The organism is Photorhabdus asymbiotica (assembly GCF_003634575.1).
Taxonomy (GTDB): domain Bacteria; phylum Pseudomonadota; class Gammaproteobacteria; order Enterobacterales; family Enterobacteriaceae; genus Photorhabdus; species Photorhabdus asymbiotica.
Map to the genome: position 1 here is coordinate 1,374,045 of NZ_RBLJ01000001.1, position 12,802 is coordinate 1,386,846.

The 12,802-nt window shown below is 38.7% G+C and carries 10 protein-coding genes; 3 read left to right on the plus strand and 7 right to left on the minus strand.

The features are described 5' to 3' along the window. The first annotated feature begins 134 nt into the window (after positions 1–134). Positions 135–1,619: an aldehyde dehydrogenase family protein gene (locus BDD30_RS06030; protein WP_012777254.1), complete on the plus strand. Its 1,485-nt coding sequence runs from the start codon at positions 135–137 to the stop codon at positions 1,617–1,619. 68 nt (positions 1,620–1,687) lie between these two features. Here BDD30_RS06030 and BDD30_RS06035 read toward each other — a convergent pair whose 3' ends face one another. The 3 genes from BDD30_RS06035 to BDD30_RS06045 form a co-directional block, all read right to left on the minus strand. Continuing rightward, the gene (locus BDD30_RS06035; protein WP_121302549.1) at positions 1,688–2,620 is read right to left on the minus strand and encodes an IS3 family transposase; all 933 of its coding nucleotides are present in this window, start codon (positions 2,618–2,620) and stop codon (positions 1,688–1,690) included. Beyond that, on the minus strand, positions 2,530–3,036 hold the full coding sequence (locus tag BDD30_RS06040; RefSeq protein ID WP_012776365.1) for a helix-turn-helix domain-containing protein: 507 nt from the start codon (positions 3,034–3,036) through the stop codon (positions 2,530–2,532). The genes BDD30_RS06035 and BDD30_RS06040 overlap by 91 nt, the downstream gene beginning before the upstream one ends. Before the next feature lie 65 nt (positions 3,037–3,101). Next, positions 3,102–4,469 carry an alanine/glycine:cation symporter family protein gene (locus BDD30_RS06045; RefSeq protein ID WP_041381630.1) on the minus strand — a complete coding sequence of 456 codons (1,368 nt, stop codon included), beginning with the start codon at positions 4,467–4,469 and terminating at the stop codon, positions 3,102–3,104. Positions 4,470–5,070: 601 nt separating this feature from the next. Between BDD30_RS06045 and BDD30_RS06050 the strand changes: the two genes are divergently transcribed. After that, positions 5,071–6,663, plus strand: a complete 1,593-nt coding sequence (locus BDD30_RS06050; RefSeq protein ID WP_012777252.1) for an FGGY-family carbohydrate kinase — start codon at positions 5,071–5,073, stop codon at positions 6,661–6,663. A 132-nt stretch (positions 6,664–6,795) separates the two neighbouring features. Here the strand turns inward: BDD30_RS06050 and tehB are convergent, their stop codons facing one another. From tehB to BDD30_RS06070, 4 genes are all read right to left on the minus strand, one after another. Continuing rightward, positions 6,796–7,653 carry an SAM-dependent methyltransferase TehB gene (gene tehB, locus BDD30_RS06055; protein WP_012777251.1) on the minus strand — a complete coding sequence of 286 codons (858 nt, stop codon included), beginning with the start codon at positions 7,651–7,653 and terminating at the stop codon, positions 6,796–6,798. 236 nt (positions 7,654–7,889) lie between these two features. Then, complete coding sequence (locus tag BDD30_RS06060) at positions 7,890–10,031, minus strand: polysaccharide biosynthesis tyrosine autokinase (protein WP_012777250.1); 2,142 nt, start codon at positions 10,029–10,031, stop codon at positions 7,890–7,892. Between the two features lie 66 nt (positions 10,032–10,097). Then, positions 10,098–10,526, minus strand: a complete 429-nt coding sequence (locus BDD30_RS06065) for an arsenate reductase/protein-tyrosine-phosphatase family protein (RefSeq protein ID WP_012777249.1) — start codon at positions 10,524–10,526, stop codon at positions 10,098–10,100. After that, positions 10,526–11,671: a polysaccharide export protein gene (locus BDD30_RS06070; protein WP_012777248.1), complete on the minus strand. Its 1,146-nt coding sequence runs from the start codon at positions 11,669–11,671 to the stop codon at positions 10,526–10,528. The genes BDD30_RS06065 and BDD30_RS06070 overlap by 1 nt, the downstream gene beginning before the upstream one ends. Positions 11,672–12,373: 702 nt before the next feature. Here BDD30_RS06070 and BDD30_RS06075 point away from each other — a divergent pair. After that, the gene (locus BDD30_RS06075) at positions 12,374–12,769 is read left to right on the plus strand and encodes a VOC family protein (protein WP_012777247.1); all 396 of its coding nucleotides are present in this window, start codon (positions 12,374–12,376) and stop codon (positions 12,767–12,769) included. The last annotated feature ends 33 nt before the right edge of the window (positions 12,770–12,802 follow it).

Genomic DNA, 12,802 nt, shown 5'->3' on the forward strand with positions numbered 1-12,802 from the left:
AATTATAAAGCAAAGATACATTCACCTGTCGAAACTATATTAAGGCTATTAATTAATAACCTTTCCCAATAGACATAATTGATGCAAGGCAGTAAACGTAACTATTCTTAAACCAAAGTACCCGGAGTATGTTAATGAAACGATTACATGATATTGCTGAAGAGATGTTACCCGTTAAATCCTACAAAATGCTTATCGGTGGACAATGGGTAGATAGTGTATCCAAAGAAACAACCAAAAGTTATAACCCGACGACGGGAGAATTACTGACTGAATATGCATCTGGTAATGCCAAAGATGTTGATCTTGCTGTCAGTGCCGCGAAAAAAGCCTTCTCTGTATGGAGTCAAACCTCCCCAATAGAAAGACAATCAGCTTTGCTGAAAATTGCTGACTTACTGGAAGCAGAACTAGAACGTTTTGCCATGCTTGAATCACTGGATAACGGTAAACCATTACATGAATCCCGGGATATGGATCTGCCCGCCAGCATTGACCAGTTCCGCTACTTTGCGGGAGTGATCCGTGCCCATTCCGATGAAGCTTCAGTTCTAGATACCAATACACTTAGCTTGGTGATCCGTGAGCCTATTGGTGTTGTCGGACAAGTAATTCCCTGGAATTTCCCGCTACTGATGGCGGCATGGAAACTGGCTCCTGCTCTCGCAGCAGGTAACACGATTGTTATCAATCCTGCAACATTGACACCAATCACACTGCTTGAATTAGGTCGGATATTGAATCAAGTCCTGCCAGCTGGGGTGGTCAACATTGTTACAGGTCGTGGTGCAGTAGTAGGTCAAGCGATTCTGGATCATAAAGATGTCGAGAAAGTGGCCTTCACAGGTTCCACCGGAGTTGGCTATACCGTAGCCGAAGCCGCTGCTAAAAAGCTTATCCCTGCAACACTGGAACTTGGCGGTAAATCGGCCAATATTATCTTCCCTGATGCCAATATGAAGAAAGCAGTAAAATATGCTGCCAAAGCCATTCTGTTGAATCAAGGGCAGGCATGTGAATCAGGTTCGCGGTTATTCCTGCATAAAGATATTCATGATGAATTCCTGAAATCCCTGAAAGTAGAATTTGAATCTGTCCGGGTTGGTGATCCATTGGAAAAAGAAACACAGATGGGAAGCCAAATCAGCCAGGAACAAATGGAAAAAATTCTCTCATATGTCGATATTGCGAAAAAAGAGGGCGCGACTATCTTGACCGGTGGCAAACGGATTACTGGTGAAGGTTATGATGATGGCTTCTTTATTCAACCAACCATTATTATCAATGCGACTAATGAAATGCGAGTCGCACGCGAAGAAATCTTTGGCCCTGTATTAACAGTCATTCCATTCAGCACAGAAGAAGACGTGATCAACATGGCAAATGATTCTGATTATGGGCTTGGTGGTGCAGTTTGGACACAGGATATCGACCGAGCATTACGTGTTTCCAAAGCTGTCAGAACTGGCCGCATGTGGATCAATACTTACCATGAACTACCCGCCCATGCACCATTCGGCGGTTACAAAAAATCTGGCCTTGGAAGAGAAACACACAAAATGATGTTAGATGCTTATACTCAGGTCAAAAACATCTACATTAAAACTAGTGAAAAATAAAATTAGTTTCACCTAGTGATTAATAAAGCCTTCCATTTGAACTGACCCCAGAAAGTTGGACATTTTAGTTAAACGGCGTGTAAGGCCTGGTTTCGATATTCTATCGGAGTTAGGCCTTTTAATTTCACCTTGATCCGTTTTGTATTGTAATATTCAATGTATTCTTCTATTTTTTCAATCAGTTCATCCGCACTTTTAAAGTGCTGCTGGTGATACATTTCTGTTTTGAGTAAGGCAAAAAAGTTTTCTGCCATCGCATTATCCAAACAGTTCCCTTTCCTCGACATACTTTGTTTAATATCTTTATCAGCAAGTTGCTTTTGATAAGCCCTATGCCGATATTGCCAACCTTGATCACTGTGAATGAGTGGCTTAGAGTGAGCATCTAGCCCATCTAATGCCCCTTTTAGCATCTCTGTCACTAAAGGCAGACTCGCCTTTTTCGCCACGTTGTAAGCGATAACTTCTTGATTAAATAAGTCAATAATAGGTGATAGATAGACTTTTTGTTCATTCACTTTAAATTCCGTCACATCCGTTACCCATTTCTCATTAGGTTTTGTCGCGCGAAAATCTCTTGCCAACCAATTCGGTGCTGTTTTTCCAACTTCCCCACGATAAGAACGATATTTCTTCGGCCTTACCGTGGATTTTAGGTTTAATTGCCCCATTAATCGTTGGACTGTTTTATGATTGATTTTAAAGCCATTTTTTCTCAATGCTAAATGAATGCGGCGATAGCCATAACGACCTTTATGCTCATGATAGATAGTTTTAATCATCTCTATTTCTTGTTCATAAGCACGCGTTTTTTTAAGCGCTTGGCATTGATAGTAAAACACGCTTCTTGCAAGATTAATGGCACAAAGTAAGTGCTTTAATGGATATTTCTTTTTAAGAGCTAAAACAATTAACGCTTTTTCTTTGCTAGTGGGCGTTTCTTCTGTTCCAGCTCTTCTAACTTTTTTAGGACAGCATTTTCTGCACGCAAATAAGCTAATTCTTCTTTAAGTTCCTCAACTGTCATTTTGTCATCAGACTTCGGCGGGGTTTTAGGTCGGGATTTCATTGGGGGTCTTCCTCGCTGATGACTTTCGAGTCCTTTGATACCGGTTTCATTATACTTATCAAGCCAGACTGATAAGGTACCTGGAGTCGTTAAATTGAGAACTGCACTAGTGTGAGTGAGAGACCAATCATGTGTCCACATTAATTTTAAAGCTTGGAATTTTGTTACAGCACAAAGAGAGTGAGACGTTGGCAAAAAGGCGTTATCGCCATGAATGGCAACAACTTGAGCCCAGTATCGAATTTGTCGAGAAGAGATTGAATATTCCGCTGATAGCTTATCCGATGTGTTACCTGCTAGACATCGTTTAGCAATAATGATTTTTAGTTCACGACTATATTTAGACATAAAAAAACCCCCAGTAAGTGGTTGTCCAACTATTGGGGGTCACTTCACATTCGGAAGGCTTTTATTCAATTCTTTTCTCTAATATCAATACCATTCGAATTTACATCTTTAATGTGTTCTTTTGTCAGCCGGTAAACAACCGGGCTCAATAATGCCAATGCAATCAGATTTGGTATCGCCATCATTGCATTTAATGTATCGGCCAGTAACCAAACAAAATCCAACGACTGAGTAGCACCTACCATCAAAGCGACAATCCAGACCACACGGAAAGGGGTAATTGCTTTTTGCCCAAACAAATACTGAATACATTTTTCGCCATAGAAACTCCAGCCAAGAATAGTGGTAAAAGCAAATATTACCAACGCCCCCGCAACGATATAGTTACCGCCAGGAATCGCCGCAGAGAAAGAAGTCGCTGTCAGTGTCGCACCAGTCTGACCGTTCAACCAACCGCCAGTAATCACGATAGTTAATCCAGTGATGGAACAAACAATAATGGTGTCGATAAAGGTACCGAGCATCGCTATCAATCCCTGACGAACCGGATTTTGCGTCTTTGCTGTGGCATGAGCAATTGGTGCACTTCCCAGTCCCGCTTCATTAGAAAAAATTCCGCGGGCCACACCAAAACGAATTGCTGCCCATACTGCTGCACCAGCAAAACCACCTTGAGCCGCAACGGGTGTAAATGCAGATTTAACAATCAGGATAAATGCAGCGGGAATTTCATTGAAATTTACTCCCAAAACAACAATCCCAGCAACCAAGTAGGCAACCGTCATAAATGGCACTAACTTACCTGCCACATCAGCAATACGTTTAATACCACCAATAAGTACTGCACCAACCAGAAACGCCAGTATTATGGCAGTTACCATCGTCGGAACACCGAAATTACTTTGCAGCACATCAGCAACAGAATTCGCTTGTACGGTATTACCAATACCGAAGCAAGCAAGGCTACCAAATATCGCAAATAACGTTCCCAGCCAGATCCATTTTTCACCCAAACCGTTTTTTATGTAATACATAGGGCCACCAACATAGTGACCATTTTTGTCAACCTCACGGAAACGAACTGCCAGTACTGCCTCTGAGTACTTAGTCGCCATTCCGACTAATGCAGTGATCCACATCCAGAACAACGCACCCGGTCCACCCAATACAACTGCGGTAGCAACACCAGCTATATTACCCGTGCCGATGGTGGCAGAAAGCGCAGTCATCAGTGCATTAAACGGCGATATTTGCCCTTCTCCTCGCTGATGATTACGCTCAAACAGTAACTTAAAACCTGTTCCCAATTTACGTATGGGCAGAAAAGAGAGGCGGATCTGCATAAAGATACCAACTCCCAGAAGACCAACCAGCATTGGTACTCCCAACACTACCCCATTAATAGCACCCAGCCATTCTGTGATTAATTCCATATATTTCCTCGATATTTCGCAACAAAACAACAACATATATGAAGCAATTTAAATAAAGAATATTTACAGAAAATATGCGAGAAAAAATTTCGTAAAAATGTAAAAAGATTTAATACTTGTGAGTGATATCACTCAATACAATTTTAAGATAGGGTACTTAAAATTTGTTATCCCAAACTCATCACAAAATATCTGCGCCTAATCTACCTTTTTACATACAAATAATTTGCTGATAGCATTAACATTTTCAACTAATTGAAATAAAAAGCTATTCTTCATACTTAATTTTTTGTTCATTAATGCTCTTCTTAAAAAGAATGACTTATTGGATAACTAATAACCAAATAGAAATTATCAACAATTTTTCTGAAAGCCTATTCCTCGCTCTAACTATCATTTTTTTCTTGAACCAGCCCTTATCCAAAACAGATTCCATTACTCCAATCTGGGGAACAATAAAAATATATTTAATATTCTTTCATAATCATAAAATTACCAAATCTTTCTCGAACCGCTTCACAATAATTAAACAACCCCATTGTATTATTGTTCTGTTCAACTCATTTTGTCAGCTCAAGTTAACGAGTGGGCAAAGGATCACATGGTAGAACAACAATATTTCATTGGTGTTGATGTTGGCTCAGCTAGTGTCCGTACCGCGGTTTTTGACCAACACGGTAAACGACATGCATTCTCTGTGCGCCCTATCCAACAATTTCATCCAAACGCTGGTTTTGTTGAACAATCCTCGACAAATATCTGGGAACAAGTGTGTATCACCGTCCAAGAAGCTGTCACATTGGCGAATATCAATCCGATTGATGTTAAATCAATCGGCTTCGATGCCACCTGCTCACTCGTCGCGGTGGCAGCTAAAGGCCAATCTCTTTCTGTTGCTGAAAATGGCAATCCTGAACACGATATCATCATGTGGATGGATCACCGCGCGATCGAAGAAACCACCACTATAAATCTGACCAATGATCCGGCACTATGCTATGTAGGTGGCCAAATCAGCCCTGAAATGGAGCTACCAAAAATCTTATGGCTAAAAAACCACTTCCCTCAACGTTACCAAGATGCATGGCGTTTCTTTGACTTAGCTGATTTTCTGGTATGGAAAGCAACTACAGCTGATGTAGCCAGTATCTGTACTCTCACCTGCAAATGGAATTACCTGGCTCATCAAAAACAATTCAGCGAACAGCTACTTTATGATGTGGGCTTAGAAAATTTAGCAGACAAAGTTCCAACGACCATTCTCGAACTTGGCGAACCAGCCGGTCATCTAACCACTGAAGTAGCTAAAAACTTTGGACTACATACAGGGGTTGTAGTCGCCGGTGGTATTATTGACGCTCATGCAGGCGGGCTAGCATTAGCTGGAGCATGTCCAGAAGGCAGTCTGGTCATCATCAGTGGTACTTCAAACTGCCATATGATCGTCAGCCCCTATCCTGTTATCGTTCCAGGGATTTGGGGGCCTTATTTCGGCGCTATGCTACCCGGTTACTGGCTCAACGAAGGCGGGCAAAGTGCAACTGGCTCATTAGTTGAATGGACAATTCGTCAACATGATAGCTGGCTGGAGTTAGCAGCTGAAGCTAAAGCATCTGATCGTGATTACTACCTACTACTAAATGAAGCTGTTGCCCGATTAGAGCAACGAGAAAAATATCCAACTGCACAACTTCACATTTTAAGTGACCATTACGGTAACCGTTCACCAAGGGCAAACCCCAATGCGAAGGGGATGGAAAGTGGGTTAACACTGGAAACAGGCCGTGATGCTTTGGCTCGCCATTACCTGGCAACCTTACAATCTATCGCCTATGGTACCCGCCATATTATTGATGCGTTAGCAGAATCCGGACATCAGATAAACAGACTAACTATGTGTGGTGGCGCAACTAAAAATCCATTATGGCTGCGCGAATATGCCAATGCCACCGGGCGAGAAATTCATCTTCCCCAAGAGCAGGATGCCGTCAATCTTGGTGCTGCTCTGCTCGGTGCAGTTGCCTGTGGTTCTTTTCAAAACCTTACACAAGCAGCAAAATTGATGGTACATAGCGGCAACATCATCAAACCGGAAAAAGAGACATTTTTATTTCATCAGGCTAAATATCAGGTATATCTACAAATGTACCAAGACCAGCAGAAATATAACGAAATTATGCAAACCTGCTATTAGCTTTTAATAATAAAAGCTAGAATATCAATAGGATAGAACATATATCCCAAATTACAACTCAGAAAATAAACCAATAACCAATTGAGTCGCTTGACGCTGTCAACATAGAATTAATAGCTCATCTAAAATATTTTAATGCTTTTTGGCAATAAGCGTAGCAAAATTTAATTTTATTCTGTTGCCATGTTCATCCGTTTTATGAAGATACCCTGGATTTTCATTATATTTAATAATTTCCCAGTCAGAATAATAATTTCTCAATTCCCCCGGTTCCAGAAAACACTTAAATGGCAGTAATGAATATGGTGCAGAATCTGTTTTAATCGGACACACAATCAGATTAATACCACTTTCATTCGTTTGTTTCTGCATATTGAGAATAATATCAGCAATTTTTTCCCGTTGTAGGAACATCAGTACCACAGTTGAAATAATCAAATCATATTTTCCTGTAATATTGTGCGAATTGATATCATAAACAGTAGTACGGATGTTTTTCAGCTGTTCTTTCTCTTTAATAAAATTAATTGTATCAATATGCTGTTGGCTAATATCCATCGCCATAACATCATAACCCTTTTTTGCCAGATAGAAAGTATTTCGACCACGACCCGATCCCAGATCTAATGTCCTACAAGGAGAAATAATATCTACCAAGTATCTAATTTCAGAATGAGGCAGCGACAGGTTATTTTGTTTATAAAACAGATATTGCGATTCACATAAAAAAGAGAGCTGACATTTAATATCATCACTCACCCATTTAATTTTATGCCAAACTTGTGGCTGAATGACTGGAGGCTGCTTTTGCACATTAAAGTATGAGATTTCTTCTTGTTGATCATTGAAAATCACAAATTCCAGTTCACCTTCAAAGATTTCAAGACAAGCATAAGTACCTTCTTTGGTGTTGTGTCTTTCAGTAAACATTTCAGGAATCGTGTTTTTTTGCCAGATTGGCATTCGTTTATAGCAAACAAGGTCGCCCATTAGATTTCCCCAGAAATAAGTTACATAACAAATGCATCTTATAGTTACAATCTGCAACTGTAAAGGTATAAAGCAACAACAGGAAAAGTTCTGTTGGTTCAGCCTTCAAAATAAAAGGAAAAATGGTCAATTTTCCTTTTACTTGAGCAAACTAACTGCTGTCAGAAAGTAGAAAGGAACAAGATTTCATTGATAAAATTTCTCCGACCTGCAACTGGAGGCCGGAGAAAAACAGATCAATCCTTATAACTATATTGATAATGCCCGCCATAATAGAGACTCGAATTCTTCTCTACAGCGTTTAACAATACCCCTTTAATATGAGTACCATTTTGCTCGAAACGGCGAATAGCAACATCAACTTCTCTAACCCGAGTTTTATAATAACGGGCAATCAGTAATGAAGTTCCTGCATATCTTCCAATAATTGCAGCATCAGTTACAGCCAAAATAGGGGGAGTATCTACCAAGACATAATCATAATGCTCTTCTGCCCAAGATAATAGCTCCTTAAATCTGTTATGCATAAGCAGCTCTGACGGATTAGGCGGAATAGTGCCTCGACTAATAAAATCAAGCTCAGTAAGATAAGTTCTGGTAATAGTCTCTTTTATCTGGTTTTGGCCAGCCAAATATTCTGAAAGTCCTGGAGACTGAGGGCTTTCTAACACCTTATGTAAATGCCCTCTTCTCATATCTGCATCTATTAAAAGAACTCGTTTATTACCTAATGCCAATACTGCTGCAAGGTTTACTGAAATAAAAGATTTTCCTAATTCTGGAGCTGGACCGGAAAGAAGAATAATTTTATTTGCAGATTCCATCATTGAAAAATGCAAAGTTGTTCTAAGACTACGTAATGCTTCAATCGCCAAGTCAGTAGGGTCATGAATAGCTAATAACCGTAATCTTTGATGATAAGATCTCTTTTTCTGTTGCTGCTCAAGCTTAGTTTGGGTCTCCGATAATGGAATAGTTGCATAAACAGAAATCCCTATTTCTTCCAACTGTTCGGGGCTTTCAATTCCTTTGCGGAACAATACGCGTACTAAAACTAATCCCATCGATAATATAAGCCCTAACATCATCATAACAGCAATGATCAAAGACTTTTTCGGTTTTATCGCTGAAGACTCTACAACAGCTTCATCGATAATACGTACATTACCAACCGTCCCGGCTTTTAAAATATTCAGCTCTTGCTGTTTATTAAGTAACTGAACATAAATTTCTTGCCCAACCTGGACATCTCTGGTCAAACGTAAAATTTCCTGCTGGGTTTTAGGTAACCGTTTGATTGACTGATTCAACTCCTTTTTGGTATCAGTCAGAGTCTTGCGCTTATCAAGCAATGCAACATAAGCAGGATGTTGTTTGGTATATAATTGCTGTAACTCAGCCTCTTTAAAAGTCAGTTCGTTAAGCTGCTTCTCAACCTGGACCAATGTCTCCAGAGCGGATTTTGCTTCAAGCGATAAATCAATAGATTCATTAGCTTGACGATATTGATTAAGCAACTCTTCGGAGCGATTGAGCTCCATTTTAACTTTAGGTAAATGATTCTTTAAGAAATTAAGGCTACTCTCAGCCTCTTCGGTCTTTCTTGTCACATTCTGTCGCAAGTAATTTTCACTGATACTATCAAGTATCAATTTTATCTTTGTACGATCATCACCTTCTATTTCAAGCGAAATAATACCGGTATTACTTCCTTTCTCCGTTACCCTCAAGGATTGTTGCAACCGGCGAATTACGTCTAACTGCGCCTTTTTAATCAATGTAAAACTTTGCCCAGGTGAAGCCGAGATATTTGATATGAGCAAATTTATACCATCAGCATCAAACACCTTATTAACTTGCCCATTAAAAACCTGACCATCGAATTCCAATCGATAATGTTCAGAGTCATCAACATATATTTTTATGGGGTTGTTAATATTGTGTGACGATATGGTAAAATTTTTAATAACAATTTTAGGATTTGGCATACCACGAAGGCGGGCAATTCCTTTACCTACCACAGGAAAATAATCAGCTTCAACCTGAACATCCAAATTCAGGTCTCTTACTGTTTTTCCTATTATCATCCGAGAAACCAGTAACTCCAATTCTGCTGATATATCTGACGGTTTTCCAGACAGCATATCCGTCACGTCCCCGACTAAAGACAACGCGCTACTTTTCTTTTCAACCTGCAATAAAGCATTCGCTTTGTATACAGGTGTAGCAATCAAGGCATAACAAAGACCAATAACAGTGAATAATAAAGTGACTCCGCCAATAACCCAGCGATAATCGAATAAGGCGCTAAAAAGACGGCCTAAATCAATTTCATCACTATCCGTATGAGTGTGACTTGATTTATCTGATGTAGTCATAAAAAGCCTATAATTACTTATTTAAGAAGTAATGAAAAATAAAAAAAATTAAAGAACATTTATAAGTTATAATTTCTCTAACCAACTATTAACGCTTTTAAATAATAATTGATATACATATTCATAAACCTCGGTATCAGATTTATAAGGATCAGGAATCTCCATTTCATTTAGCCAATGGCCTAAGAGCATTGTTTTCCCTCGTGCTCCCAAGTTAACTCTGTTTACAGCCTCAATATGCTTTTTTTCCATAACCAGAATCAGATTTGACTGCTGACATAACTCACTGGTTAACTGACGCGCTGTATGTCCTTCCAGAGACAATCCATGTCTAGCCGCAACTCTACTAGAAAGCTCATGTGCAGGCTTACCAATCAGAGCTGATATTCCCGCAGAATAAATTTTTTTCTGAGGGAATAGCTGCCGCAATAAACGCTCTCCCGTTGGAGATCGACAAATGTTACCCACACAAACAATCAGAATAGAATTAAACATCAATTAGGCCACTTATGAATCCATTTGGTTGTTTCAGTCAGACTATTAATACTTGATATTGTTGGCACCAGTTGACTAATAACCCGATTCCAGCGAACAATTGGTGCACTGGTAACATAAACAATATCATAGGGTTGCAAATTAAACTCAGTTCCCAAAATTAACGTTGTCGCATCCTTGGCATTGAGCTGATAGATATTTGCTATTTTCCCACTCTTATCAGGTTCATTGCGCAGTGAGCGAATCACAAAGATTCCACTAGCATCGCTTGATAATTGATCTATACCTTCAGCATTACCTAATGCTTCTGTTAAGGTCATTCCACTACGATCCATACGTAGAGTGCTTTGCTTTTTGACTTCTCCCATGACAAACACTTTCAAATCATCATTACGAGGAATATATAAAATATCACCAGAATAGAGCAGACGATTCTGCTTCAGATCCCCGTTTTGCATTAAATCCTGAAGAGAAATAACTGTTTCTTTTCCTTTATGAGTCAAAATAGCTCTTTTCCAGTCAGCATTTTCAGTCAAGCCGCCAGCATGGTTAATCGCATCAATCACGGTTAAAGGAACATTAGTGATAGGCTGTTGATCAGATCTAGCAACTTCACCTGTTACATAAGCTTTTTGTGAACGGAAAGCAGCAATATTTACATCGACCTGAGGTGATTCAATATACTTTGATAACTGATGCGTAATCATAGTACGCACCTGAGTCACTGTTTTCCCTTTCACATGCAGTCTGCCAATATATGGGTAAAAAATCGTTCCATCAGAATGTACCCAGTTACCAGTATCACTGGCACTGCGATATTGTCCCGCAGGCGTCGTTAATTCAGGATGATCCCAGACGGTAACCATGATTACATCCCCCACACCTATATGATACTCATATTGCTGCAATTCTTTATCTAGTTCAGGGTTTGGACGAGCAATCGCAGAATTAACTCGCAATTTTTCAATTAACTGCGGTGTCACCGGATAAACATTTACCAAATTATTAATATCATAGTTACTATCATTATCATTGATTATTTCTTTATTATAAACAGGGAGGCTGCTCCCAGGAGCAACCGTACAACCACCTAATAACATAGAACAAGACAATACTTGAACTATAATTAATTCCTTTATATTCATCAGAATTTTATCCTTAAAAACAATAAGCAAAAAATACAGTAGTATTAATTATAATCTCCTTAAGAAAGGAAGATTATAATATAATAAGATATAATATAATATAAAAATTTTGTTTAAGTATCATGAGCTATATGAGTCATTGATCGTATCATTTTGTAAAAACAATAAAAACCAGCTTAATACCTTTGATAACTCAAACGACTAAATAGAAAATAAATCAAACAAATAATATAACCACTAACTATTTTATTATAAAATGTATTGCATAAGATATTGTTGCAAATAGAAAGTAAGAACTGAATATCCCTGATACAATAAAGAGAAAATATCACCAGAAGTTATTGAAACTGAATGCATATTTGTGATTATATTGCTGCAAAAACACACTTCTGCTTGTATCAAAATTAATCCTTAATTTAGTAAGTAGTTTTGTAATTTATACAATGGTAATAAGCCTAAAGCTAGACAACATATTTGCCAAACAATTAAAAACACAAAACAAACAATAATTCTTATATATTTTAAATTTAAAGAATAATAATCTGGTATGGATTCTATCACAATTTCTGACTGTTTTGGTTCATTAAGCCTACTATTTTGTATTTTCGCGGCTCTCAACTACTATTATTAGTTGTTTTATATAGAGATAGAAGATCTATGAGTTGAACACATTCCATAAAAACTTTATCAGCTGGAAATATCATGCACAAATCAACCATTCTAAGGATAGCCAGACCAACAGATAACCTAAATCAGATCGCTAAAATGTACTGTCAAGGTTTAGGGTTTACTGTTTTAGCTAAATTCGAAAATCACGAAAACTTCGATGGCATTATGCTAGGACATCCAGATCATCTCTGGCACCTCGAATTTACACATCATCGCGGCACAAAGGTAGGCAAAGCTCCGACACAAGATAATTTACTGGCCTTCTATATACCAGACCATTCAGAGTGGTTACATCAAATATCATTAATGAAAACCGCTGGTTTCATGAATATCTCTTCTTACAACCCATACTGGGATGTCAAAGGTAAAACATTTGAAGATATTGACGGTTATCGGGTTGTGTTACAAAACACAGTATCCACTGTCTGATTATAAATTGACTTTCAGCAGACTTTCCTGATA

Excerpts from the sequence above, each read along its gene's own strand:
- BDD30_RS06030 (WP_012777254.1), top strand. The coding sequence starts at position 135 with ATGAAACGATTACATGATATTGCTGAAGAGATGTTACCCGTTAAATCC.
- BDD30_RS06040 (WP_012776365.1), bottom strand. The coding sequence starts at position 3,036 with ATGTCTAAATATAGTCGTGAACTAAAAATCATTATTGCTAAACGATGT.
- BDD30_RS06045 (WP_041381630.1), bottom strand. The coding sequence starts at position 4,469 with ATGGAATTAATCACAGAATGGCTGGGTGCTATTAATGGGGTAGTGTTG.
- BDD30_RS06050 (WP_012777252.1), top strand. The coding sequence starts at position 5,071 with ATGGTAGAACAACAATATTTCATTGGTGTTGATGTTGGCTCAGCTAGT.
- tehB (WP_012777251.1), bottom strand. The coding sequence starts at position 7,653 with ATGGGCGACCTTGTTTGCTATAAACGAATGCCAATCTGGCAAAAAAAC.
- BDD30_RS06060 (WP_012777250.1), bottom strand. The coding sequence starts at position 10,031 with ATGACTACATCAGATAAATCAAGTCACACTCATACGGATAGTGATGAA.
- BDD30_RS06065 (WP_012777249.1), bottom strand. The coding sequence starts at position 10,526 with ATGTTTAATTCTATTCTGATTGTTTGTGTGGGTAACATTTGTCGATCT.
- BDD30_RS06070 (WP_012777248.1), bottom strand. The coding sequence starts at position 11,671 with ATGAATATAAAGGAATTAATTATAGTTCAAGTATTGTCTTGTTCTATG.
- BDD30_RS06075 (WP_012777247.1), top strand. The coding sequence starts at position 12,374 with ATGCACAAATCAACCATTCTAAGGATAGCCAGACCAACAGATAACCTA.